The following is a 21,896-nucleotide window of genomic DNA, read 5'->3' as shown; positions in this document are numbered from 1 at the left end:
GCCGCTGCGCCATCACAATCGCCACTGATGTCATCAGCCGGCTGATCGGCAGGCCCGAGGGATGGGCTCGCTGCATTGCAAGACCAAAATCTTTTTTCAGCCTCGCTTTTGCGGGCTTTTTTCATGGAGCAAGCCAGCATGGCCCGATCTTCAGCCGCCGCCGTTCGCCTTCTGACCGGCGAGCGCGAACCCGTTCGTCTGGCAACGACCGCCAGCATTGCGTTTTTCGGCCTTCAGACCATCGACGGGGTGGCGACGGAGGTGGGCGACCGCGTGCTGGTCAAGGACCAGGCCGACCAGACGCAAAACGGTATCTATACGGTAAGCGAAGGCCGATGGTTCCGCGCCGCCGATGCCCGCACCGGGCGCACCATGCAGAAGGGAACGACGGTGCATGTCCAGCAGGGCAACGCGAACTCCAGCAAGGTCTACGCTTTCCAGACCGATAACCCGGTGATCGGGACTGACAACATCGTGATCAGCTTCTACCTCTCCGACGACGCCGTCGGCGATCTTCAGGAGGCGGCACAGGAAATTCTCGATCTCGTAACGGGCGCTATGACGACCGTCATGGATCCTCAGTTCGCTACCAAAGCGACGGCTGAAGCATTCTCGCCGGATGTCGCGCCCGACTACATCCGCACGGCATTCTACGACGGCAACCATGTGGCAGGCAGCGGCGGCGTCTATCGCAAAAATGGCACGACGACCGGCGACCTCGTGATCACCTTGCACGATGGCGTGACGGTCGTCGGATACACGCTCTCTGACACGCCGACGGCTTCGCAGAAGGGTGCCCGGAAAAACAACTCGACTGATGATGCCGCAGCCGTGCAGACCGCGCACAATCTGGGTTCGGGCGGCGTAGAGTTTCCGTCCGGCATCTACAAGATGGTGCCCGGCTCGGTCTCGCCATTCACGCTCGGCAACACCACTGCCAATGTCTATCGCGCGGTGGCACTGACCGCCGACAATGTTACCTTCAGCGGACATGAAGCAGTGCTGCATGGCGTGAGCCGGGCAAGTGTTGTCGCTACCGACATTCAACCGGTCTTCTCGACCGACAAAAATATGACAGTCGGCGCTCGCAAGAATATCGCGTTCGACGGCGTCACCTTCGATTCCAACAATGACGGCGACGCGACGAACAGCAACCAGCGTTTCCTTTACGCCGTGGGCGTTGATGGTCTGCGGTTTATCAACACCAAGGCCGAGTCGAGTGGCGGCCGTCGCGGCTATTATACCCACATTCAGAACAGCAAGAACGTGCAGGTGAACGGCCATCGTCACCAGAAAATGACAGGCGGATTCAATGTCCGCTATGTCGACAGCTTCGTGATGACCAACTTCATTTTCGAGGACTTCTCGGAGGCGATCGATCTCGACGGCACAAGCCAGCTTGTCGTGATCCGAGGCGGGGTCTTCAAATCGGTCGCGCGCGTTAACCAGTGCATAGACATCAACGACCAGATCGATGCGTCGATCGGCGATTTCTCGGTCCACAACACCGGCAACATCGCGACCATCAACTACAAGACGACGACGCCAGATACTTTTGCAGAGTACGTGGCCGGTACTGCTGTCAGAAATTTTCAGGTCAGCAAGCGCATTATTTTGTCCAACATCAGCGGCTCGGCCATCGGCTCGACCACGGCCCCTGCCTTCTACATCGGGTGGGATTGGGCGGCTGGCGGCCATGCAGGCACGGGTCCAGTGCAGGACATCACGCTACAGAACATCACGCTTGATGATCATGGGTATTTCTGGATCCGCGAAGCCGTCAACCTGAAGCTCAAGGACATAACGTCTTATCGTGCGATCTGCGGTTTCAACCACGCCTTTACTTGCTTTTCAGGCGTAGCCAACGCCGATCAGATAGGATGGTCAGACCTTGATATCGACATCGATGGGATGCGCATCGAGGCTTCCGATAAAGGTGGCATCAGTATTCAATCCCCATCGAGCGTAAAAGTGCGTCGCCTTATCACTCGGGGCAACAACACTTCAGGATCAACCCAGGCTGACCTTGTCATCACCGCGCTACACCAGCGAGCAGGTTGCGCTACGGTCGATGAGTGCGACATTGAGGGCAGCGTGAACCTCAATGGGGACAGCACCGCAATTGCCTCGTGGGCTGCCGACACGATCTACAAGCGCAACGCCATGGTGACGAACGGGGGAAATTTCTACCGTGCGACCACCGAGGGCCGTTCGGCAAGCAGCGGGGGACCAACCGGGACGGCACTGTCCGTGACCGACGATGGCAGCGCATCCATTGCCGCGTGGGCTGCCTTTACACCTTATGCGGTTGATGCTGTGCGGAGGAATGGGAGTGCCTACTTTATCTGCATGACAGCCGGCACCTCTGCGGCGTCGGGTGGCCCGAGCGGAACCGACCAGCGGATTGCCGACGGCACGGCTGTCTGGCGTACCATTGAGGGGCTGGTAAGGTGGGAATATCTCCTCCACCCCTACTCCATCCGGTGGGGCAAAAACAACCGCGTCAGGGGCACCGTCACTTTTCAAGGGGATGCGCAGAAGCACACGTTCGGCGAGAGCATCACGGCGATCGCGGGCGACTACTCGGCGACCGGCACCGTGAACAAGTGCGTGTTCGTCGCGCGGCGTCGTTGCCTTGTCGCCCGGGCCAGCTATCAGGTGCTCGCCGACGTTGCCGCAAGCGGCTCCAACTACCGGAACCTCATCCTGCGGCGGTATCGGGCAGGCTCATCTGCGAACGCTGCGACAATCGACACGACCGCAACCGGGTTCACTGCCTTTGTGTCGCGAGATGCCGGGGTCACTGCGAGCCCGGCCGGCGCATATCTGGAGCCTGGGGACGTGTTGATCCTCAACTCCAACTCTGCCGGGTCCGGCGTCGCTCTGTCCGGGCTTGGCGTGACGGTCGACTATATCGAGTATTGATCGGCTACCGAAGCGCACTGAACAGCGGGACGATCCACAAGTAGACGAAATAGGTTGCGGTCGGGCCAAGCACGATGATCGCCAACCATACCATCTCGTTGGTCATGATCTGAAGCTCAGCTTCTTCATCGAATGGGGCGTCTTTGTCCTTGGTGCCTCTTTCGATCATGGTCCATCCTCGCCAGCAGCACGAGCGCAGACCCATACCAAGGAGCGGCCAGCCAAGCAAAGAACGTCAATAACGCTTATCGACGCGGCGCCGGGGCTGTTGCCGGGTTTTGGCAGCCGGCCGCCATGGGCATTGATTAAATTGCAAGAGTTGAGCAATGGTTGCAGCCATCGTTATACGAGAGAGTCGAATGCGGCCCGTTCGCCAGAATTGGTTCCCGGCACTGGCCTGCTTAGTGCCAGTGATGCTATTTGCGGTTTCGAGGACTGACTATGCCAACTACGTGGCATACACAGCCGATGGCGACATCGTCAGCTATTCGCGTGGTTTCTCCTATGCGACGCGAACTGGCTTTGTCCTCTATATGACATCTGTAGCGCACGAGCGCGTGTTCCTAGCAATGCACTGGCTGTATGCAAACCTGGGATTTTCGCTCTCCGACAGCATGCTGGCAAACAGCATGATGATGATCGCAGCCTATTTCTTCTACGCCTCCCGGCAGTGCAACAATGTGCTTCTTGGCGCACTAGCTACCGTGGCCTTCATCATGCTGCCATGGTTTGAACAGCTCGGGCAAAACACGCTAAGGCAAGGGTTTTCGCTGATATTCATTCTCGCCTTTTTTCGGGCGGTGAATTATCGGCAAAAACGTTGGGCCGTCCTCTTCGCGGCGCTCGCTATAGGTAGCCATTACAGCGCCGCATTGTTCGTGAGCGTGTACATCCTCACCGACTTCTTGCCGAGGTCCGGCAAGCTGTTTGTCGCGGTCGTTGTCCTGACGTTCGTCGGCTATGTCACCGATTACATCACTGTTCTATCTGGGATGATCGTCACCCCGATCCTTTTATGGACTGGGCTTTACACCCAGTACTCAACCAACGCGTTCTTGACTTATCAGGTGGGCTACAAGGCGCTGTTCTTCTACTACTCACTGTTCCAGTGTGTCGTGAGCGTCCTGCTGCTTCACAAGGCCGAAAAGCAATCGGATGCGCGCTTGGCTAAATACTGCATTGTCATGACCGTGATCTACATGGCAGCGAGCGGCCTGCCTTATTACAATCGAGTGGCGATGATGCCGATGCTGCTGCTGCCGGTGGTGGTCGTGACCCTGTGTTCCCGGATAACTTTGCCTCGCTGGGGTCTGAGATCAATGCTTGATCCCGGGAACTATCCGTTCTTGCGGCGCGTCGGGTAAAGACGATCTCGCCAACCCTTCTTCGCAGGCCGGTTCGTCGGCCATCGGCTATAGCTGTGCCGTAAGAATTGCCGGAGTTTTCGCAGCCAACCGAAGAACCGTCGCGGCTCGCTACCAAGGGACAAATAGTGCGAGCGCCATCGTCAACCTTATGTAGGCTGCGCCGCTCGGCATGGGTATGCGCCCTCAGAGGGTCGTACCTGTTCCAGACAAACCAGACAGCCTGAGAGCAATGGGACGTTCCCCGTCCCGTAAGCCGGCAGGGACGGCGGGCGCTCGGGTTGTGTCAGCCAGTTTCCGCGTTGCTGTCGCCGGGTCGAATGACTTCCCACCCGCTGTCGTAGAGAAGCAAGAGCCCGCCGTCGTGGGTTCTGATTTAGCCAGCCTTCGTCGCTGCGTTCGCACGAAACTTAGCGCTGTGCTTAGCCCACGGCGCGGCGAGTATCACTAGGTCCTTGCGTCGCTCATCATCCATCAGCCCGCTCCCCGGCGCCGACCATAGCCAAATCATTCGAAGAAGGAAAACCACCATGGACCGCAACTTCGCTCGGGCGCTTGCGCTTGTTCTCAAATCGGAAGGCGGGTGGTCGGACAATCCGGCTGACCCCGGCGGCGCCACCATGAAGGGCGTGACGCTTGCCAGCTTCCGCCGCTATGTGAAGGCCGACGCGAGGAAGGCGGATCTGCGTGCGATCAGCGACGCGCAGGTCGCCACCGTTTATCGCCGCTTCTACTGGGACGCTGTGCTCGGCGCCGAATTGCCCGATGGCGTCGACCATGCGGTGTTCGATTTCGCCGTCAACAGCGGGCCTGGCCGGGCGGCCAAATATTTGCAGGCGGCCGTCGGCGTTGCGCAGGACGGGCGGATCGGACCGGTCACCGTCGCGGCGGCCAAGGCAAAGCCGGCCGGCGTCACCATCGATGCGCTTTGCGATGCGCGGCTGGCGTTCCTCAAGCGGTTGCCGACATGGGCAACATTCGGGCGCGGCTGGTCCGATCGTGTCAGGTCGGTGCGGGTTCAGGCCCTGCTGATGTCGGCGCAGGGCCCCGCGGCACCGGTGGCCGCGCCGGCGTCGCCCAGGTTTGAGACATCGGCTGATGTGATGCCGGCGACCCAGCCCGTGCAGCCGGCATCCGGCGGCAAGACGGCTGCCGCGGCCGGCATCCTCGTTCTCATGGCCGGAGCGCTCGCGGCCTTCCGGCATCGGGTCGCCGATTTTTTCGGGGGCCTGTTTCAATGACATGGTTCAACACCAATGCGCTGCACAATCTCCTCAACACGCTGATCGCCATCATCTGCGGCGGCGCGCTCGCCGGCTTCGACTGGACGCTGCTCGGGGTGAGCGACCGCACCGCGCTTCAGATCAGCGGCGCCATTGCCCTTGCCAAGATCATCATCAACGCGGTGCGTGACGGGCCGCGCGGCATGGTCGCGCCGCCGGCCAAGGAGACATGAGATGGGAACACTCGCCCTCGCGCTGCTTGGCCAGGCCTGGCCGTATCTTCTGGCAATGGGCGCCGCGCTTGCCGGTGTCTGGACCGCCTATGCCAAGGGCAAGGCCAGCCAGAAGGCCAGGCAGGATGCCGCCGACGCAGCGGCGCGCACCGAAGCCCAGAAGATCGACGATGCCGTCGCCGGCCGGGCGCCGGACGACAACAGGGGGAGGCTGGCCAGATGGTCAAAATCATAGCGCTCTCGCTCCTGCTGGCCGGCTGCACCAAATCAGGCGGGTCGTTCTGCGCGGCCGGGCATCCCCTCCGGCCGACAAGGGCAGAGGCGGCGACCCTTTCCGATGCGTCGGTGGCGGCGATCCTGGCTCACAACGAAAAGGGCCAGAAACTTTGCGGCTGGAGGCCATGATGAACGATCTTTTCGACCTGCTCGGCATCAAGGGACCGGTCGTGGCGGCGGGTCTCGCCGGCGGCGTTCTGCGCGCGCTGTCGCGGCATCGCTACAAGCTGCGCGAAATGGTGGCCTCGCCGATCTGCGGCGCACTTGCGGCGGCCTACCTGACGCTGCCGGCGGTTTCCTACGCCAGGATCGCCGGCCTGCCGATGCCCGATCCCGCCGACGACACCACCACGCTGGCGGCTGCCTTCCTGATCGGCGTCTGCGCCATGTGGATTTCGGACGTGCTGTTCGAGTTTGTGGTGCGGAGATTCAAGCCGGGGGTGGAGGAGTAGCTATTGGCACCGCGTCGTCTGTTGGCTACTGCCTCGGAATTACCGAGGCAGGCAACCTGGCGCGGCGCTGCTCTCATTTCCAGAAACGACCGCTGCCCGCTTCGGCTCACGCCGGGGCGGCTTTTTTGTATTTCCGATCGGCTATTGCTGAGCGGCATTCGATCTGACCGGTCTCGTCATCGCCCGTTGTCACAAGCAAGTTAATCATGTCGGTTATGCATAATGATTATTGTTAATTTTTGATTGATGCACTGAAACTAGATAAAGACTTGAGCGGATGAAGTGTTCATATATTGTTAAACAAGAGGTAGACCACAGAAGACGGAAGCCATCTCCATCATCAAACGGGAGTAGCTTTCATGAACAAGTTCACTGTTATTTTAGCCGCTGTTGCAGTTGCATCGTCCGTTGGAGCCGCCGAGGCAGGTTGTGGGTGCGGAGGTTCGGGCGGCTGGGGAGGCAATTCGGGCAGCCTGATCAATGTTTCGCCATCCATCGACCTTGGCAAGATCACCGCGCTGAACGACGTGCTCAGCGGCAACAACATCCTGAGCGGCAATGTCGTCTCAGGCATTCTGAACGGCAACAAGACCAACATCGTCGGTGGCGTTCTGAGCGGGCTCGGCGTCAACCTGCTGGGCGGCAACAGCTACAGGCTGGGCAAGCGCCACTAGTTCGGCGCTGCATTCCAATCATCGAAGACAACCCAAAATAGCCCGTTCCGGTTCGCCGGGCGGGCTATTTTCGCGTGTCGGGCCGATCAAGCGAGGATGTTGACCGCGCGTGCCGCGACCAGCGCGATGGTCAGCAGCGAGATCATGGCCTCGGCCATCATCAGCAGCTTGGCGCGCTGGGAGAGTGGCAAGGTATCGGTGGGCGAAAATGCGGTCGCATTGGTGAAGGCGAGGAAGAAATAATCGACGAAGCCGGGCAGCCAATCTCGAAGCTCACGGTCGTTCAACGTCATCTGCGCGAACAGGAAATCGGCCTGTGCGAGCTTGACGAGGCCGCAGGTCGGCGGACCGCCGCGGTCGGTGCTCCAGAACCACAAGGCAAACACGATGACGTTGGTAACCCAGATGTTGAGTGCGTCGATCAGCAGCGTCGTACCGCTGTTGCCGGCATGGCCCTCCAGCAAGGCACGCACCAGCAGGACCAGCGAACCGCAATTCATGATGCTGATGATGGCGGTCATGGTCAGGGCTGTTCTGCGGATCATGACCCGAAACTGGCCGATCGCATGCCACTCGTGGTCCTCGACCGCCTTTCGGGTGGCGGCCTGTGTCCAGGCGGTGGCCACCGACAAGGGCAGCAGCAGGGCCGCCTCCAGCGCGGGCGCCACCCAGCGCGGCCCGAATGAGAGATTGTTGATGACCAGAAGCTGCAGGCAGATGATGACGAGAACGGCCGCACGGGCCATCCAGAAATCGAGCGCACGGTAATGAATGACGGCATGGTGGTGGCGCATTTTTCAAATCCTGGATGCTTTTTTGGGGACGGGAGCCGGTCGGGCGTAGGCGACACCTGCCGCGATCACGCCCAAGGCGCCATGCCCGGCATGTTCAGGGTGCTGCGGGATGGCGTGTTCCATTGTTGTCTTGCTGGCATGTGATGACGGGAGAGGCGGCATGGTGGCGCGAAACTCTGCCTCAATCTTGGTTTTGCCATGGTCGGCCAAGTATACATTTTCGTAAGCTTCAAGTTCTGGGCTGTTCGTAAAACCGTCCGGTGTGATTTATCCACCGCATGACGCGAATCGACGAACCCATGAACGGTTGGCTGCCGGTCGGCAGTTCTGTTCCAGGCGACTGGCGGCAGTCGTCGATCTGGCCGGGTCTGATGCGCTATCCAGAAGCCGGCCTGGCGCTTTTATGCCTGACGCAGATCCTGTGCTGGACCGTGGTTCCGGCGCTTGTCGATGCCGCCCCGCCCGGCGATGTCGTCGAGAGCTTCATGTGGGGCCGCGAATGGGTGCTTTTGACCTACAAGCATCCGCAGCTCCCCGGCTGGATGCTCGAGATCAGCCATCTTCTGACCGGATCGTTCCGCTGGCCGCAATATCTGCTCGCCCAGCTTGTCGTCTCGGCGACCTTCGTCTTCGTCTACCTGCTGGCCCGCGACATGCTCGGGAGAACCCGCGCGCTGGCCGCCGTGCTTTTGATGCCGTCATTGTATTTCTTCGGCTGGCCGACACCGCAGTTCAATCATGATTACGCGCAGATGCCCTTCTGGGCCGCAATCTGCTGGCTGCTGTGGCGTGCGGGCCGTGGCGGTGGGCCGGGCTGGTGGCTGCCGCTCGGACTGGTGTCGGGCGTCGGGCTCTATGCCAAGTTTTCCACCGGGTTGCTGTTGCTCTTCGGGGCGATCTGGCTGTTGTCGGACACACGGGCACGCAACCGACTCGCCACGCCCTGGCCCTGGCTTGGGCTCGCGGTTTTCCTCGCCGTCGCCGCGCCGCTGGCCGTCCAGCTCTACCGCATCGATTTCCTGCCGCTGACCTATGTCGCCGGCCGCGATGAATGGGTGTTGGTCCACCGCGCCCGCCTTTACTATATCGGTGTCCAAATGGCGGGGCTCTGCGGCTTATTGCTGGTGCTGTCGATATCGGGGCTGTTGCGGCGTTCGCCCGCGCCGGTACAGCCCATCGAGCGCGGCGCGCTGGCCTATCTCGTGTGGATGGGGCTTGGTCCGGCGGTGCTTGTCATGGTGGCTTCGCTGTTCACCGGCGCCGGCGAGGCGTGGGGCGCGCCGATGTACAATCTGGTCGGCGTTGTGGCGCTCGCCTTGCTGGGTCATCGGCTCGGCGCCGTCGAACTGCGACGGCTGGCGATCTGCGCGTTCGCCTGCATCCTCGGCATGTCCGCTGCCTATGCGGGCATCCGCTGGACGAGTTGCAATTTGCGCGGGCGCATGGATGCCGTCTGCTGGCCAGCGCGGCAGATTTCGGACGAAGCCGAGGCGGTCTGGCACGCGGCGGTGCCCGGTCGGCTCGACATCGTCGGCGGCGATACCCGCATCGCGTTGCTGGCGGGCCTCAACGCCTATGACAAGCCGTCGATCTTCACCGACCTCGACATGCGGCTCGCCCCCTGGATCACCAGCCAGCGGCTGCGCGATCACGGCATGCTCCTGGTCTGGCCCGGGAGCGGCGTGCCACCTCGGCTGCTGGCGTGGCTGGGCAACATCCCCGTCAAGACCGTTCTTTTCGACTGGTCGCTCAGGGCACCACCGGTGGCGATCAGCTTTGCCGCCATTCCGCCTGGCATGAAGCTACCGGGTTTGATCGACAGGCTCGCCCAAACGAGCAACTGAAGTAGATCCACCGCGTCCGCTGGACGAAGCAGGTGACAATGCCCATTTATGGCGAGACCACTTGCTTTTACGCAATTCCGGACGGAAAACCGCTACACACTTTTCCTGGAATTGCTTTTGAGGAGACGTGACATGGCGACTTCGACCGAACGTGCAGTCCTTGCCGGCGGCTGTTTCTGGGGCATGCAGGATTTGATACGGCGCTATCCAGGCGTCATCTCCACCCGCGTCGGCTACAGCGGCGGCGACGTGCCCAACGCCACCTATCGCAACCATGGCAGCCACGCCGAAGCGATCGAGATCAATTTCGATCCGGCCATCATAAGCTATCGCACGCTGCTGGAACGCTTTTTCCAGATCCACGATCCGACGACGCGCAACCGCCAGGGCAACGATGTCGGGACGAGTTATCGCTCGGCGATCTATTACACCAGCGACGAACAGAAGCGCGTCGCCGAGGACACCATCGCCGATGTCGATGCCTCGGGCCTGTGGCCGGGCAAGGTCGTCACCGAAGTCGCACCCGTTGGTCCATTCTGGGAAGCCGAGCCCGAGCATCAGGACTATCTGGGGAAATATCCCGACGGATACACCTGCCACTTCGTCAGGCCAGGCTGGAAGCTGCCGGTTCGCGAGACGGCGGTTTCGTAGATTTGCAACTGCGATTTGCCCTGCATTGCTGCTCGACGGTGTCGTCGAGCAGATCATCGCATCCAAACCCCTTTCGGTCAGCGCGGCTTGTCGCGTCGGTGAAGCCATCGAGCTTTCACCAATGTGCGAAAGCGCCCTTCGAACACCTTCGTCAACGGCGAATGCGGATGCGGTAGGCAAACACGGTCAGGCGGTTGACAGCCTGCCGTATCGCGGTCCAACTGCGCAGGAAGAGTTGATTTCGGGAGACGGGCCGTGAAAAAAGTTTACGAAAAGCCAGTGTTTGTAAAACGCGAGCGTCTTTCGGTTGTCACTGCCTTGGCATCGCCTTCCACTCAGCCGACCTGACAAGCTCGCCCTGACCTGTCGGCCCGTTTGAGCCGCCGAAGATGAGGCCGATCGAATCGACCGATCACTCGGAGCCGATCACAGCCGTTTTTGTCCTCGATATCTCTAACTATACGGGGCCTCTGCTCGCCGGCTGGCTAGAGGCTGGAAATGCAATTGGCGCGATCATCGTGCCCGGGTTCCGGCGTCGTCCCACCGGTTTCAGCATTGGCAATTTCCGGCGAAGGCTTCAACGCAAGCTGCTGCTCAGGCGGTTTATCGGTAACACGCCTGTCAAGTTGATCGAATTTGGCCGCCCTTACGATTGGAATGCGCTTGGTCGGCAATTGTCTGACGTCCGCGCCGATGTGCTGGTCTGCTACACTTTGCCTGTCTTGATCCCTCAAGAGGTTCTTGGCCATTTTTCCAAAGGCGGGGTCAACCTCCACCCGGCGCTGCTCCCCGACTATCGAGGGCCCCACCCGATCCAGCGCTTGGCCGTGGACGGCCGGCATGCGGCTCATGGCGGCGTCACGCTCCACAAGATGTCCGCCGGTTTTGACGAGGGTGACATTCTCGGGCAGGTGCCGTTTTCCGAAGCTGACTGGACATCGAGAGAAGCCCTGGTCGACAGCACGGCAACCGCTATGCGGATTCTGGTGAGCGAGGCGGTGCCGACCTACTGCCGGGGGCTGTTGTCAGGAATGCCGCAGCCGAAAGGCGATTTCGTCTGGGCGCGGCTTCAGCCCAGCCACCTGATAATCTCGCCGGCCATGTCGGTCGAGCATGTTGTACGGCTATGGCATGTGCTTGGCCTTCTGCCAGGCATCTATCTTGAAATCGGAACGCGCAAAGTCAGGCTGGGATTCCAGATCAGAAGGCTGGGGCCCTGCACAGGAAAGGCTCCGGTCAGGCGGTGGGGAACAGTGGAATTCGATCTCGCCAACGGTCGGGTCCTGTATTTTACCTACGGTAGAGTGCTCAAACGGCTGCTCAATTCGAAACACCTATTTTCGCGCCCGCCCGCCGGGAGGCCCGCTCCAGAAATCCGGCTGTTCGGCAAAGCGAGTGCTGCGGACCAGAAAAACGGATGAAGTCGCTGGGCGATGCCCAGCGGCTTCATCCGTTTGCGACGTGGTTACTTGCCACAATGATTATCGTTTACCGTTGGCGCCGTCGCGTTACCATCGGCGTCCGGCTGCGCGCCTTGCGGGTTGGTCGGGCAATTCTGATCCGCGTTCGAATTCATGTCCCCTACCGTGCCAGTCGTGCTGTTGGTCGTGCCCGGGTCGACAGTGTCCGGCTCGATCGTATTCGGGGAAGCCGGCGTGTTCGGCTCAACCGTCACCGACTTGCCGCTGCCGCTTCCATTTGCGTTGTTGCTGCCGGCGCTTTGCGCCATGGCTGACGTGGCCAGACCAATGGTGAGAACCGAAGCTGCGAGGATTTTCATGAACATGGTTTGTCTCCATTTCTGTGAAGTCGTCGCTTATTTTCTACGAAAGTGATCGCGTTGCGACTGTGGGGACAACCGGTCGCGGCGGCGAAGGTTCCCGACAAAATTCCGCTCAGGTACACCGTGACTGGCGCAATGCTTTTGGCGCAGTGCTCTGAAAAAACGGCTTTCCCTTGAACTCGAATGATGCTTTAAGGCGCACATCCACAGGGGTGCTCCGTACGGTCGGGGCTGAGACGGGGGCGGCAAGCCCACAGACCCTAGAAGCTGATCTGGGTAATACCAGCGGAGCGAGGCGGGCGATGTTTTCAGGCGCACAGATTTCCCTATACCCCATGACCGACGAATTCGTCGGTGTCATTCTTGGCGCGCTCGGTGCGCTCGATCCCTGGCGCGACAAGCTCAGGATCGAGACCGACGACATCTCGACCTTGCTGGTCGGGCCGCCCGAAGTGCTGTTTCCCGCCATGCGCGACCTCTTCGTGGCGGCGGCACGTAGCGGCAAACATTGCGTGTTGTCGGCCACCATCTCGCGCGGGTGCCCTGGCGAGCCGGATGATCCGATCTGCCGCTCCGATGCACTTGGCGGGCCTGTCGGGCCACTCGGCCCGCGCAAGGATGCGGCCATCGCGGCGGTGCGCAATGCTGCTGCCACCGGCCAGCCGGCGGCGGCGCAGTTCTCGCTCTATGTGATGGGCACCGACGACCACATGGACGAGATCTACGGCTGCATCGATTTTCTCAAGCAGTCCGGCGTCTATGAGCGTTCCAAGCATTTCTGCACGAAACTGCGCGGTGATGCCGGTGCGATCTTTTCGGCGCTGGACGAGGCCTTCTGCCGCTTCGGACCAGGCGCCGGCCACGTAACCCTCGACGTCACGGTCTCGGCCAACAGCCCGTCGGCTGTCTGAGCCAGCCGCGCTTTCGCGCTGCCGTCAAAGGTTGTCTCCCGTGGCCACATCATCAGTCGCTTCGCGCCCGATCGCGGGTCTTCTTGTCAAGGCAATGCCGGCCATGATCTCGGTCGGTTTGCTCCTAGTGGCGTGGGAGCTTTATGCCACCTATTCCGGCATCAGGCCGACGATACTGCCGGCGCCGTCGCGCGTTTTCGAGCAAGCGCTGCTCAATCGCCAGGCGCTGGCCGACAACGCCATTCCGACCATCGGCGCCACGCTGCTCGGCTTTGCCTGTTCGCTCAGCGCCGCCTTCGTGCTGTCGATGCTGGTCGACTTCTTCCAGCCGCTGCGGCGTGCGCTGTTTCCCGTCTTAATCGTCAGCCAGACCTTGCCGCTGGTGGCGATCGCGCCGCTGGTGGTGCTGTGGTTCGGCTTCGGGCTGGCGCCCAAGATCATGCTGGTGGCGCTGGTTACCTTCTTTCCGATGCTGGTTGCATTGGTCGAGGGTTATGAGTCGACCGAGGCCGAGATCGGGCAAATGCTCCGCGCCATGGGGGCAGGGCGCTGGCGCATCTTCGTGCTGGCGCGGCTGCCTTCGGCGCTGCCCTATTTCTTTGCTGGGTTGAGGATCTCCATCACCTATGCCGTGGTCGGCGCGATCTTCGCCGAATATGCCGGTGCCGCGAAGGGGCTGGGCATCTATATGCTCAACGCCAAGAACAATTTCCGCCCTGACCTGGTTCTTGCCGCCGTCGGAGTGAGCGCTGCCCTGACCCTTGTCCTGTTCGGGTTGACTGTACTGCTGCAGCGCCTTGCGATGCCCTGGGAGCGGGCCGGCAAGGAAACCGCCGGGAAGGGAGCCTGGCGATGAGCCGGCTGGAACTGCGGTATGTGCGCAAGGCGTTCGGTGGGCTCGACGTGCTGGCCGATATTTCGCTTAGCGTCGGCGCTGGTGAATTCGTCTCGATCCTTGGACCCTCGGGCGCCGGCAAATCGACGCTCTTTCAGCTTCTGACCGGCGCCGAGCATGGCGAGGGCGAGATGTTGTTCGACGGCGCGCCGCTCGACGACCACGGCAGGCATTTCGCCTTCATGCCGCAGCGTGACGCGCTGATGCCGTGGCGGCGCATCCTCGACAACGCGACGCTCGGGCTCGAAGTCCAAGGCATGAGGAGACAGGCGGCGCGGGTGCGCGTTGCGCCGTTGTTTGCCGAATTCGGGCTTGCCGGCTTCGAGCGGCATTTTCCAGCGCAACTGTCCGGCGGTATGCGCCAGCGCGCGGCCTTGCTGCGCACGGTGGTGCAGCAACGCGACATGCTTTTGCTCGACGAGCCGTTCGGCGCGCTCGACGCGCTGACCCGCACGGCCATGCAGCGCTGGCTGGAACAGATGTGGCGGCATCATCGCTGGACGGCGCTCCTGATCACCCATGACGTGCGCGAAGCCGTGTTCCTGTCCGACCGCATCTATGTGCTGTCGGCGCGCCCGGCCCGCATCGTGCGTGAAATTAAGGTGCCGCTGCCGCGCCCGCGCAGCCTTGGCGGCGATGCCGCGCGCCAGGCAAGTACGCTCGAGGCCGAGATTCTCGACATCATCGTCAACGCCACCCCATCCAAAGGACACGATCATGACTGACTTGACGCGCCGGCAGGCCTTGTTGCTGACCCTTGCCACAGGCCTTCCGCTCATTGCCGGATCGGGGCGAGCCCAAGCACAATCGGCACAAAAGGTCACCGTTGCCCTCGACTGGACGGTCAACACCAACCACATCGGACTGTTCGTCGCCCGCGACAAGGGCTTCTATCGCGAGGCCGGGCTCGAGGTCGACATCCTGCCTTACAGCGATACCGGTGCGGGCACGCTGGTTGCAAATCGCGTCGCCGATTTCGGCATCAACGGCACCATCAGCCTGTTCACCCAGAGAACCGCCGGAGCGGACCTGAAGGGCGTCTATGCGGTGGTGCAATCGGAAACCGGCCGCGTGGTCTTCAATGCGGCCCGCAGCGAGATAGTAAGCCCGAGAAACCTTGACGGCCTGACCTATGGCGGCTTCGGCAGCGCCTGGGAAAACGCCCTGATATCGACCATCATCCGCCATGATGGCGGCAAGGGCAATTTCGAGACGGTGACGCTCGGCACCTCAGCCTATGAGGCGCTGGCCAATGGTTCGGTCGATTTCACGCTCGAAGTCTCGACCTGGGAGGGTGTCGAAGCCGAGCTCAAGGGCGTCAAACAACGCAGCTTCGTCTATGCCGATTACGGCGTGCCTGACGAGCATACGACACTGATCTCTTCGAGCGAAGCCTATCTCCAGGCAAACCCCAAGCCTGCGGCAGCCTTTGTCCAGGCGACACGGCGCGGCTACCAGTTCGCGGTCGATCACCCCGAAGATGCGGCAGCCCTGCTGATCGCGGCCAACAAGGATGCGTTGACCAATCCGGCGCTGATCCACGCCTCGCTGAAGGCGCTGATCGACGGCCATTATCTGCGCAGCCAAAGCGGCGCCATCGGGACGATGGATTCGGCCAAGATGGAAGCGATCGGCGACTATCTCTTCGCGTCCGGCATCTTGCGCGATGCCGATGGCAAGCTGGTTGCTCAACGCCCGGATTTCGGGAGCTATTTCCGCAACGACTATCTGAGCTAGTCTGCCAAGATCAAATGAAATGGGTCGCCCGTCTTTTTGGACGACCGCGTGGAGCAGGGTCGTCTGGATGTGGCACCCTGGCTCCCCGACAGCCAGTTTAACACCGATCTGATCTTGTTGATTAACTGCCCGGCAATGGTTGCGTGCAAAGGTCGCCTCGAGGGATCATCGGGGTGTTTGCATTGCTCATATCAAAAAGCGAGGCGGCTTTCGCACGTCAGTGACGGCAGGATTCTGTCCGCAGCCCGAAAGCGCGAAATCCTGGTGGATTTGCGTGAAGGTTTCTTTCGGATCTGCGCGCTGGCCTTCGCGGGCATGTTCGTCTACCGCGGCGTATATCACCTGATGCTCGACCCGACCCGGATCAATGTGGCGCTGGTGGCAATCTCCGAGATACTGACCTTTACCTGGCTGCTTCTGTCGCGGCGACCGCAGGTACGCGACTGGAACCCGCTGACGGTGGTTGTTCGGTGGTCGCCAGCTTCGGTGTCGGCTTCATCGACCTGGAACCGGGCGTGGCCATCATCCCGGTCTATGCCGCTGCGCCGCTGCAAGTCCTGGCGTTGGGGTTCGTGATCTGGGGGAAGATATCGCTAGGGCGTTCTTTCGCCATTCTGCCGGGCAATCGCGGCGTGATGACCGACGGTGCCTACCGCCTGGTGCGGCACCCGATCTATGCCGGTACCTTGCCGGTCATGTCCTGTTCCTGCTGTCGGCCTTTTCCTTCTACAATCTTGCTGTCTACGCCGCGATCACCTTCTTCCAGGTTCATCGCATCCTGCGCGAAGAGGCGCTGTTAGCCGCCACGCCGGAATACCGGGACTATATGAAGCGCGCCCACTACAGGCTGTTCTACGGGATCGTCTGACAAGCGGGCCGGCGCAGAATCGTTCGGCCTGCAATCACGCTTGCACTCTCTCACTCCCGCATCCGGCCGCCGATAGACTCTGGCCACTTGCAATCATCGCGGCGGTCTTGCTGATCTTGCGAGAGGCCTATCCATGTCCAGCGCGGTGTGCGGCATGGAGCAGAGTAACGTCCGATCGCCAATGCCTTACGAATTGTTCGTGTAAAGAACAATTATTCAAACTTTAATATCATTTTGTTTCAGAAATTTTGTTGATGTACACCACGCCTCAGGTTCAGTATTCTCTCTCTGAAACTGAAATTCACCACCTCGCGTAGTTGATCTTGCAATCGGCCTCTCGCCAATTGCTTTAGCGCAACGACAACAGGAGAGTGTTATGGCTCACACCATCAAGACAGTCGCCAATATGTTGGCGGGTAGTGCGGTAATTTTAGCTCTTTCCCTGCCCGCCAATGCTGCGGGAATCGGCCTTGGCGTTGGTGCCTCGGTGGGTGGTAGCGGCGGCGTCAATGCCGGTGTCGGGGCTTCCGTTGGCGGCAGTGGCGGCATCAGTGCCGGAGTGGGCGCCTCGGTCGGCGGCAGCGGTGGTGTAAATGCCGGTGCCGGTGCCAATGTTGGCGGCTCGAGCGGTGTCAATGCTGGTCTCGGCGCTTCGGTCGGCGGCAGCAACGGCATCAATGCCGGCGCGGGCGCCAACATCGGAGGGTCTGGCGGCATTACGGCCGGCCTTGGCGCCAATGTAGGCGGGACGAGCGGCGTCGGCGTGGGTATTGGTGGCGGCATCAATCCAGGCAATCCGTCGAACCCGAGCAATCCGTCCAATCCGTCAAACCCCAGCAGGCCGAGCCTGCCGGGTGTCGTGGCCCAGATGTCGGATAGCAACGTGGCGCGAATGAAGAAGCGCTGCGTCGACGTGCTCAGCAGCGAAGGCGCCTACGACCGCGATCTACGGCAACTCTGCCTCCTCATCGCTCGTCGCTGATACTGAAGGGGCCGGGGATTGGAAGTGCCGAATCAGCCGTGAGGCTCGACCGCACTCTCCTGGCCTCCGGCCGGTAGGAAAGCCCGCCACGCTGGCGGGCTTTCTGCGTCCACAGGCGTGCCGGAATCAAATTCTGGTTGCCATCATCTGGATGGCCGCTTCTGTTGCCGGCAGACCTCTTCCGCACGCGATGCCCGCCACAATCGCGCGGAACGGTAGAGCCTTTGGAGCGCTCGTCTTTGAACATCGCTATGAGTCTTGGAACCATACCGATCATCATTGCGCTGCTTGGCGGCCTCAGCGGCCTCGGTGGCGGTCCGTTCTACGGCACCGGCTACTATGGCGGCGGCGGCCTTGGGCTCGTGCTGCTCATCGCCATCGTGCTTGTCGTGCTCGGGCGTATCTAGCCGGGTTATCGCAACTGATCGCAATCTCGTGAGCGCCCCCAATATCGGCGTGCACCGGATTGTGATGCAGGCAAGCCGGCTTGTGATCCTGCACTCTGCAAAACTTTCGTATGGTCATTGCGGTCCACACCCCCCCGTGGAAACAAGAGGAGAGGGTCCCACCCCTTGTCCTCCTCCAAGGCCCGCTCCGGTTCACCGTAGCGGGCTTTTGCTTGCTGGCGAGGGGAAACCGGCTCGCATCAAACCCTATGGGCAAGGCATCCAGAAGCTGACGCCAGTCGACTATTCCATGTCAGGTACGTCGCCGCTGACGAAGAGCGTGTTCGGCGGGCCGTATTCGCCCAGCGTCGGATCGGCCTCGCGGCTCCAGGCGATGACGCCGGCATGCTTTGCCGCTAGAGCCCTGGCGGTGCGTATGGCGCGGTCTTCGCTCTGCTGGTCGGCGGGTCCAAAGGCTGGGAACAACTCGCCATCCTCACCGCGATCGAACGCGACCACGACGATCAGCCTGGGATTTTTCTGGCCACTGGAATCGGACATCTTGCACCTTTGTCGCGGAACCTATCACATTGCGCGGGGTTGAAGGCCGCGAATCGATGAATGCCGACTTTGGGGAGTGGCATCGTGCAAGATCAGCGTTTCGATGAGCCGGTCAGGATTGCGCTCGGCCGATCGCGAAACTCGATCTTCAACGTGGAGCGGGTCGCTCAGGCTGCCGACATCCTGCTGAACCGCTGGCCGGTTGCAACCGGGCAAAAGCATATGGTTGCCCGTAAGGTCTGTCTGGCCGTGCTAGAGGGAAAGAAAGAAGTCTCGGCGGCAAGGGCGGCGTTCATCAACGCCGCTATCGAGGCGGACATTCTCGTTGAGCCGCGTGAGGTGTCGATCCCGTAGCCTGCCCGGTGAAATTGAATCAAGGATCGGCTCTATCCTCTTGGTTGATCTCGGTCTTTCACCGGCTTTTCCGGGCCATGGCAACCGGCCAGTTCGGCGCGCTCTGCGGACAATCCGAAATTCGGGGTTCATTGGGCCTGTTTCCGGCATCTGTTGACACGGCATTTCTATCCAGATATTGAACAGGACTATACAGGTTCACTGAACAGGTACCTATATGAAGCGGCGCGCGGTTCAACTGTCTCCCGGTACGGGCAAACCCGAGCAGATCGCCACCGTTCTCGAACATGAAATCCGCTCCGGTGTTCTCGGCTTCGGCGACCGCCTGCAAAGCGAGAATGAACTTGTCCAGCGCTTCTCCGTCAGTCGCAATACGGTCCGCAAGGGCCTCGAAGAACTGTCCAGCCGCGGGCTGATCACGACCAGGGTTGGTATTGGCTCGTTCGTCACCTTCGACGGCAAGCCGGTCGATGACTCCATCGGTTGGTCGCGCGCGCTGGCCGATGCCGGCGCCAATGCCGAGACGCGGACGCTGCGGCTGGAGGTCATCGAAGACCCCGATCTGGCTGCGCTGCTTGGTATCGAAAGCCCGTTCTTCATTGCCGTTGACCGGGTGCGCACCAACGCCAGCGACGGCCATGCGATCTCCATCGAGCGCAGCCGGCTGCCATTGTCCTCCGAGCTTGAGGACGTACCGTTGCGCGGACTGCGCGAGGGCTCGCTGCACCAGACGCTGCGCGCCGCCGGCCTCATTCCCGACCATGGCGAGGAATGGGTCGAGATCGAGATGCTCAATGCCGAGGATGCGGCCATCCTCGGTTGCCCACAAGGCACGCCCTTCCTGCGCGGCCGCCGGCTGACGCGTGCGGCTGACGATCGGCCGATCGAGTATGTCACCAGCCTGCTCAACCCGGCACATTTTGCGCTGCATATGAGGTTCTGAGCGATGTCGGATGCAACCAGCAAGGCCATCGATCGCGCCATGGGCGCGCTTGTCGGCGGAGCGCTGGGAGATGCGCTCGGCATGCCGACGCAGCTTTTGTCGCCGGTTCGCATTGCCGAACTCCACGGCCATGTCGAGGATTTCATCGAGCCTTTCGCCGATCATCCGGTGTCGAAGGGACTGGCTGCCGGCACCATCACCGACGACACCGAACAGGCGCTGCTGCTCGGCCGCATCCTGGTCGAATCCGGCGACCGTTTCGACCACGCGCGCTGGGTCAATGCGCTGCTCGACTGGGAGCGCGAGGTCAAGGCGCGCGGCAGCTATGATCTCTTGGGGCCGTCGACCAAACGGGCCATCGACGCCATCAACAATGGCGTACCGGCCGAGGAAGCGGGACGCAGCGGCGACACCAATGGCGCGGCCATGCGCATCGGGCCTGTCGGCATCATGATGCCGCTCGAACCATTGGAGGCGTTCGTCGCCAAGGTGGCGGAGACCTGCCGGGCGACGCACAACACCTCGATCGCAATCGCTTCCGCTGCTGCCGTTGCCGCTGCCGTCAGCCGCGGCATCGCCGGCGGTGGCTGGCGCGATGCTTCCGCCAGCGCCGTCGCGGCGGCGAGGCGAGGGGCGACGCTTGGTCATTGGGTCACCGGCGGCGACATCGCCGCGCGTATCGTCTGGGCGCAGGACATCGTGCGCGGCAAGGCGATCAGGGATGCCATTCGGCTGATCACCGATCTGGTGGGTACCGGCGTCGCCAGCCAGGAATCCGTCCCGGCGGCCTTCGCCGTGCTGGAAGTCGCCCGTGGCGACCCATGGCAAGCAGCTATCATCAGCGCCAATATCGGCGGCGACACCGATACGATCGGCGCCATCGCCGCCGGCATGGCCGGCGCCTGCAGCGGTTTTTCCCGATTGCCGCAACAGCATATCGCCCGGCTTGTCGGCCTCGACATGTCAGAGGTTCGCGCGCTTGCCGCCGACCTCGTGGCAGCAAGGGTGGCGAAAATCGGTTCCGGCAAGGACGCGGCGGAATGAGCGGCCGTCTCGTCCATGTCGGCAGTGCCGTGGTCGACTATGTCTACCGCATCGACGCCCTGCCGGCGCCCGGCATGGAAAAGACGGCGTCGAGCTTCGCCCAGGTCGCCGGCGGCGGCTTCAACATGATGGTCGCGGCCAGCCGCACCGGCATGCAGGTGGTGTTCGGCGGCCAACTCGGCAGCGGACCCAATGGCGATTTCCTGCGTGCCGCTTTCGCCGCCGAGGGCATCGCGACGCTGACGCCGCCATCGCCATTGACGGACAGCGGCAACTGCGTCGCCATGATTTCGAGCGACGCCGAACGCACCTTCGTGTCGTGGCCAGGGGCGGAGAGCGTGCTCAGCCGCGACCTGATGGCGCCGGTCGCGGTGGCGCCGGGAGACTGGGTGTTCACCTCCGGCTACACGCTAAGCTATCCCAAGAGCCGCGATGCGCTCACCGATTGGATCGAGGCACTTCCGGCAGATATTCCCTTCGTCTTCGATCCGACGCCGGTCATCTCGGACATTCCGCGTCCCATCCTGTCGCGGGTGCTTGCCCGCACCACATGGCTGAGCTGTAACACGACGGAAGCCGCCGAGATTGCCGGCCCAGGCGATGTCGAGGGACTCGCGGCACGACTTCTCGCCGACCACTGCCCCAAGGCTGCTGGCGTGATCATTCGCGCTGGCGCGAAGGGTTGCCATATCAGGCTGGCCGACGGCACAGCGCAGACCATTGCCGGCTTCAACGTCAGCGCCATCGACACCAATGGCGCCGGCGACACCCATATCGGCGGTTTCGTCAGCGCGCTGGCGCACGGCATCCCGCCCTTCGAGGCAGCGCGCTATGCCAATGCTGCAGCGGCCATTTCGGTCACCCGCCATGGCGGCTCGTCGGCGCCGACGAACCGCGAAATCCAGACATTCCTGAGCCATGCCGCCGACCCATCGGGAGCAGGCCGGACACAGAAGGCCAATGCATAACAGCTGGAAAGCCTGACAAGCCCGGGAA

Annotated in this window: 27 protein-coding genes and 1 riboswitch; of the genes, 23 read left to right on the top strand and 4 right to left on the bottom strand. The window is 61.7% G+C overall.

The genetic code is table 11. The annotated features are described in order from the left end of the window. Positions 1 to 123 precede the first annotated feature (123 nt). The gene (locus tag NKJ11_RS10235; protein ID WP_352441213.1) at positions 124 to 2,925 is read left to right on the top strand and encodes a hypothetical protein; all 2,802 of its coding nucleotides are present in this window, start codon (positions 124 to 126) and stop codon (positions 2,923 to 2,925) included. Positions 2,926 to 2,929: 4 nt separating this feature from the next. Here NKJ11_RS10235 and NKJ11_RS10230 read toward each other — a convergent pair whose 3' ends face one another. Further along, positions 2,930 to 3,094: a hypothetical protein gene (locus tag NKJ11_RS10230; protein ID WP_352441212.1), complete on the bottom strand. Its 165-nt coding sequence runs from the start codon at positions 3,092 to 3,094 to the stop codon at positions 2,930 to 2,932. A gap of 157 nt (positions 3,095 to 3,251) precedes the next feature. Between NKJ11_RS10230 and NKJ11_RS10225 the strand changes: the two genes are divergently transcribed. From NKJ11_RS10225 to NKJ11_RS10195, 7 genes are all read left to right on the top strand, one after another. Continuing rightward, complete coding sequence (locus tag NKJ11_RS10225; RefSeq protein ID WP_352441211.1) at positions 3,252 to 4,289, top strand: EpsG family protein; 1,038 nt, start codon at positions 3,252 to 3,254, stop codon at positions 4,287 to 4,289. Positions 4,290 to 4,819: 530 nt separating this feature from the next. Further along, positions 4,820 to 5,530, top strand: a complete 711-nt coding sequence (locus NKJ11_RS10220) for a glycoside hydrolase family 108 protein (RefSeq protein WP_128304620.1) — start codon at positions 4,820 to 4,822, stop codon at positions 5,528 to 5,530. Further along, positions 5,527 to 5,745: a hypothetical protein gene (locus tag NKJ11_RS10215; protein WP_224699536.1), complete on the top strand. Its 219-nt coding sequence runs from the start codon at positions 5,527 to 5,529 to the stop codon at positions 5,743 to 5,745. Before NKJ11_RS10220 ends, NKJ11_RS10215 begins: the two co-directional genes overlap by 4 nt. Position 5,746: 1 nt before the next feature. Beyond that, positions 5,747 to 5,980, top strand: coding sequence for a hypothetical protein (locus NKJ11_RS10210; protein ID WP_023814075.1), 234 nt, complete (start codon positions 5,747 to 5,749; stop codon positions 5,978 to 5,980). Continuing rightward, on the top strand, positions 5,965 to 6,150 hold the full coding sequence (locus NKJ11_RS10205) for a hypothetical protein (RefSeq protein WP_032909564.1): 186 nt from the start codon (positions 5,965 to 5,967) through the stop codon (positions 6,148 to 6,150). Before NKJ11_RS10210 ends, NKJ11_RS10205 begins: the two co-directional genes overlap by 16 nt. After that, complete coding sequence (locus NKJ11_RS10200) at positions 6,150 to 6,473, top strand: hypothetical protein (protein WP_013530789.1); 324 nt, start codon at positions 6,150 to 6,152, stop codon at positions 6,471 to 6,473. The genes NKJ11_RS10205 and NKJ11_RS10200 overlap by 1 nt, the downstream gene beginning before the upstream one ends. Before the next feature lie 359 nt (positions 6,474 to 6,832). Further along, positions 6,833 to 7,147 (top strand): hypothetical protein, encoded by a 315-nt coding sequence (locus NKJ11_RS10195; RefSeq protein ID WP_127297818.1) that lies wholly within the window; start codon positions 6,833 to 6,835, stop codon positions 7,145 to 7,147. Between the two features lie 86 nt (positions 7,148 to 7,233). Here NKJ11_RS10195 and NKJ11_RS10190 read toward each other — a convergent pair whose 3' ends face one another. Then, positions 7,234 to 7,941 (bottom strand): hypothetical protein, encoded by a 708-nt coding sequence (locus tag NKJ11_RS10190; RefSeq protein WP_023814072.1) that lies wholly within the window; start codon positions 7,939 to 7,941, stop codon positions 7,234 to 7,236. A gap of 299 nt (positions 7,942 to 8,240) precedes the next feature. On the opposite strand from NKJ11_RS10190, the gene NKJ11_RS10185 reads away from it, so the two are divergent. The 4 genes from NKJ11_RS10185 (at position 8,241) to NKJ11_RS10170 (ending at position 11,857) form a co-directional block, all read left to right on the top strand. Continuing rightward, the gene (locus NKJ11_RS10185) at positions 8,241 to 9,785 is read left to right on the top strand and encodes a glycosyltransferase family 39 protein (RefSeq protein WP_352793204.1); all 1,545 of its coding nucleotides are present in this window, start codon (positions 8,241 to 8,243) and stop codon (positions 9,783 to 9,785) included. A 132-nt stretch (positions 9,786 to 9,917) separates the two neighbouring features. After that, positions 9,918 to 10,436: a peptide-methionine (S)-S-oxide reductase MsrA gene (gene msrA, locus NKJ11_RS10180; protein WP_352793202.1), complete on the top strand. Its 519-nt coding sequence runs from the start codon at positions 9,918 to 9,920 to the stop codon at positions 10,434 to 10,436. A gap of 25 nt (positions 10,437 to 10,461) precedes the next feature. Then, the gene (locus tag NKJ11_RS10175; RefSeq protein ID WP_155930624.1) at positions 10,462 to 10,695 is read left to right on the top strand and encodes a hypothetical protein; all 234 of its coding nucleotides are present in this window, start codon (positions 10,462 to 10,464) and stop codon (positions 10,693 to 10,695) included. 130 nt (positions 10,696 to 10,825) lie between these two features. Next, the gene (locus NKJ11_RS10170) at positions 10,826 to 11,857 is read left to right on the top strand and encodes a formyltransferase family protein (RefSeq protein ID WP_023814069.1); all 1,032 of its coding nucleotides are present in this window, start codon (positions 10,826 to 10,828) and stop codon (positions 11,855 to 11,857) included. Positions 11,858 to 11,901: 44 nt separating this feature from the next. Here the strand turns inward: NKJ11_RS10170 and NKJ11_RS10165 are convergent, their stop codons facing one another. After that, positions 11,902 to 12,222 (bottom strand): RodZ family helix-turn-helix domain-containing protein, encoded by a 321-nt coding sequence (locus tag NKJ11_RS10165; protein ID WP_023814068.1) that lies wholly within the window; start codon positions 12,220 to 12,222, stop codon positions 11,902 to 11,904. 195 nt (positions 12,223 to 12,417) lie between these two features. Continuing rightward, a riboswitch (TPP riboswitch) is annotated at positions 12,418 to 12,531 on the top strand. On the opposite strand from NKJ11_RS10165, the gene NKJ11_RS10160 reads away from it, so the two are divergent. From NKJ11_RS10160 to NKJ11_RS10130, 7 genes are all read left to right on the top strand, one after another. Further along, on the top strand, positions 12,522 to 13,130 hold the full coding sequence (locus NKJ11_RS10160) for a YkoF family thiamine/hydroxymethylpyrimidine-binding protein (RefSeq protein WP_127411989.1): 609 nt from the start codon (positions 12,522 to 12,524) through the stop codon (positions 13,128 to 13,130). (Overlaps the previous riboswitch by 10 nt.) A gap of 103 nt (positions 13,131 to 13,233) precedes the next feature. Beyond that, positions 13,234 to 13,986, top strand: a complete 753-nt coding sequence (locus tag NKJ11_RS10155) for an ABC transporter permease (protein WP_128304637.1) — start codon at positions 13,234 to 13,236, stop codon at positions 13,984 to 13,986. Further along, positions 13,983 to 14,750, top strand: coding sequence for an ABC transporter ATP-binding protein (locus NKJ11_RS10150; protein ID WP_128304627.1), 768 nt, complete (start codon positions 13,983 to 13,985; stop codon positions 14,748 to 14,750). The genes NKJ11_RS10155 and NKJ11_RS10150 overlap by 4 nt, the downstream gene beginning before the upstream one ends. Then, positions 14,743 to 15,762 carry an ABC transporter substrate-binding protein gene (locus NKJ11_RS10145; protein ID WP_128304628.1) on the top strand — a complete coding sequence of 340 codons (1,020 nt, stop codon included), beginning with the start codon at positions 14,743 to 14,745 and terminating at the stop codon, positions 15,760 to 15,762. The genes NKJ11_RS10150 and NKJ11_RS10145 overlap by 8 nt, the downstream gene beginning before the upstream one ends. A 48-nt stretch (positions 15,763 to 15,810) precedes the next feature. Further along, the gene (locus tag NKJ11_RS10140; RefSeq protein WP_352793200.1) at positions 15,811 to 16,338 is read left to right on the top strand and encodes a hypothetical protein; all 528 of its coding nucleotides are present in this window, start codon (positions 15,811 to 15,813) and stop codon (positions 16,336 to 16,338) included. Positions 16,339 to 17,006: 668 nt separating this feature from the next. Continuing rightward, positions 17,007 to 17,612 carry a hypothetical protein gene (locus NKJ11_RS10135; RefSeq protein WP_031213861.1) on the top strand — a complete coding sequence of 202 codons (606 nt, stop codon included), beginning with the start codon at positions 17,007 to 17,009 and terminating at the stop codon, positions 17,610 to 17,612. 251 nt (positions 17,613 to 17,863) lie between these two features. Then, the gene (locus NKJ11_RS10130; protein ID WP_023814061.1) at positions 17,864 to 18,019 is read left to right on the top strand and encodes a DUF3309 family protein; all 156 of its coding nucleotides are present in this window, start codon (positions 17,864 to 17,866) and stop codon (positions 18,017 to 18,019) included. A gap of 282 nt (positions 18,020 to 18,301) precedes the next feature. Here the strand turns inward: NKJ11_RS10130 and NKJ11_RS10125 are convergent, their stop codons facing one another. After that, entirely contained in the window at positions 18,302 to 18,559 is a 258-nt protein-coding gene (locus tag NKJ11_RS10125) for a hypothetical protein (RefSeq protein WP_023814060.1), read from the bottom strand. Positions 18,560 to 18,619: 60 nt separating this feature from the next. On the opposite strand from NKJ11_RS10125, the gene NKJ11_RS10120 reads away from it, so the two are divergent. The 4 genes from NKJ11_RS10120 (at position 18,620) to NKJ11_RS10105 (ending at position 21,868) form a co-directional block, all read left to right on the top strand. Then, positions 18,620 to 18,913, top strand: coding sequence for a DUF982 domain-containing protein (locus NKJ11_RS10120; protein ID WP_245482812.1), 294 nt, complete (start codon positions 18,620 to 18,622; stop codon positions 18,911 to 18,913). A 217-nt stretch (positions 18,914 to 19,130) separates the two neighbouring features. Continuing rightward, the gene (locus NKJ11_RS10115; protein WP_023814058.1) at positions 19,131 to 19,856 is read left to right on the top strand and encodes a GntR family transcriptional regulator; all 726 of its coding nucleotides are present in this window, start codon (positions 19,131 to 19,133) and stop codon (positions 19,854 to 19,856) included. A gap of 3 nt (positions 19,857 to 19,859) precedes the next feature. Continuing rightward, a complete protein-coding gene (locus NKJ11_RS10110; protein ID WP_023814057.1) occupies positions 19,860 to 20,900 on the top strand; it encodes an ADP-ribosylglycohydrolase family protein in 1,041 nt (346 codons plus the stop codon). Further along, positions 20,897 to 21,868 (top strand): PfkB family carbohydrate kinase, encoded by a 972-nt coding sequence (locus NKJ11_RS10105; protein WP_128304630.1) that lies wholly within the window; start codon positions 20,897 to 20,899, stop codon positions 21,866 to 21,868. Before NKJ11_RS10110 ends, NKJ11_RS10105 begins: the two co-directional genes overlap by 4 nt. The last annotated feature ends 28 nt before the right edge of the window (positions 21,869 to 21,896 follow it).

It is taken from the genome of Mesorhizobium sp. M0243 (assembly GCF_040321775.1).
GTDB lineage: Bacteria > Pseudomonadota > Alphaproteobacteria > Rhizobiales > Rhizobiaceae > Mesorhizobium.
The sequence above is the reverse complement of the archived record's forward strand: the minus strand, read 5'-3'. Positions and strand labels throughout refer to the sequence as shown.

Coding starts and splice junctions, on each gene's coding strand:
- NKJ11_RS10195 (WP_127297818.1), top strand. CDS start 6,833: ATGAACAAGTTCACTGTTATTTTAGCCGCTGTTGCAGTTGCATCGTCC.
- NKJ11_RS10165 (WP_023814068.1), bottom strand. CDS start 12,222: ATGTTCATGAAAATCCTCGCAGCTTCGGTTCTCACCATTGGTCTGGCC.
- NKJ11_RS10130 (WP_023814061.1), top strand. CDS start 17,864: ATGAGTCTTGGAACCATACCGATCATCATTGCGCTGCTTGGCGGCCTC.
- NKJ11_RS10230 (WP_352441212.1), bottom strand. CDS start 3,094: ATGATCGAAAGAGGCACCAAGGACAAAGACGCCCCATTCGATGAAGAA.
- NKJ11_RS10155 (WP_128304637.1), top strand. CDS start 13,234: ATGATCTCGGTCGGTTTGCTCCTAGTGGCGTGGGAGCTTTATGCCACC.
- NKJ11_RS10105 (WP_128304630.1), top strand. CDS start 20,897: ATGAGCGGCCGTCTCGTCCATGTCGGCAGTGCCGTGGTCGACTATGTC.
- NKJ11_RS10220 (WP_128304620.1), top strand. CDS start 4,820: ATGGACCGCAACTTCGCTCGGGCGCTTGCGCTTGTTCTCAAATCGGAA.
- NKJ11_RS10125 (WP_023814060.1), bottom strand. CDS start 18,559: ATGTCCGATTCCAGTGGCCAGAAAAATCCCAGGCTGATCGTCGTGGTC.
- NKJ11_RS10160 (WP_127411989.1), top strand. CDS start 12,522: ATGTTTTCAGGCGCACAGATTTCCCTATACCCCATGACCGACGAATTC.
- NKJ11_RS10185 (WP_352793204.1), top strand. CDS start 8,241: ATGAACGGTTGGCTGCCGGTCGGCAGTTCTGTTCCAGGCGACTGGCGG.
- msrA (WP_352793202.1), top strand. CDS start 9,918: ATGGCGACTTCGACCGAACGTGCAGTCCTTGCCGGCGGCTGTTTCTGG.
- NKJ11_RS10210 (WP_023814075.1), top strand. CDS start 5,747: ATGGGAACACTCGCCCTCGCGCTGCTTGGCCAGGCCTGGCCGTATCTT.
- NKJ11_RS10200 (WP_013530789.1), top strand. CDS start 6,150: ATGAACGATCTTTTCGACCTGCTCGGCATCAAGGGACCGGTCGTGGCG.
- NKJ11_RS10135 (WP_031213861.1), top strand. CDS start 17,007: ATGGCTCACACCATCAAGACAGTCGCCAATATGTTGGCGGGTAGTGCG.
- NKJ11_RS10205 (WP_032909564.1), top strand. CDS start 5,965: ATGGTCAAAATCATAGCGCTCTCGCTCCTGCTGGCCGGCTGCACCAAA.
- NKJ11_RS10145 (WP_128304628.1), top strand. CDS start 14,743: ATGACTGACTTGACGCGCCGGCAGGCCTTGTTGCTGACCCTTGCCACA.
- NKJ11_RS10215 (WP_224699536.1), top strand. CDS start 5,527: ATGACATGGTTCAACACCAATGCGCTGCACAATCTCCTCAACACGCTG.
- NKJ11_RS10170 (WP_023814069.1), top strand. CDS start 10,826: ATGAGGCCGATCGAATCGACCGATCACTCGGAGCCGATCACAGCCGTT.
- NKJ11_RS10225 (WP_352441211.1), top strand. CDS start 3,252: ATGGTTGCAGCCATCGTTATACGAGAGAGTCGAATGCGGCCCGTTCGC.
- NKJ11_RS10120 (WP_245482812.1), top strand. CDS start 18,620: ATGCCGACTTTGGGGAGTGGCATCGTGCAAGATCAGCGTTTCGATGAG.
- NKJ11_RS10190 (WP_023814072.1), bottom strand. CDS start 7,941: ATGCGCCACCACCATGCCGTCATTCATTACCGTGCGCTCGATTTCTGG.
- NKJ11_RS10235 (WP_352441213.1), top strand. CDS start 124: ATGGAGCAAGCCAGCATGGCCCGATCTTCAGCCGCCGCCGTTCGCCTT.
- NKJ11_RS10115 (WP_023814058.1), top strand. CDS start 19,131: ATGAAGCGGCGCGCGGTTCAACTGTCTCCCGGTACGGGCAAACCCGAG.
- NKJ11_RS10150 (WP_128304627.1), top strand. CDS start 13,983: ATGAGCCGGCTGGAACTGCGGTATGTGCGCAAGGCGTTCGGTGGGCTC.
- NKJ11_RS10110 (WP_023814057.1), top strand. CDS start 19,860: ATGTCGGATGCAACCAGCAAGGCCATCGATCGCGCCATGGGCGCGCTT.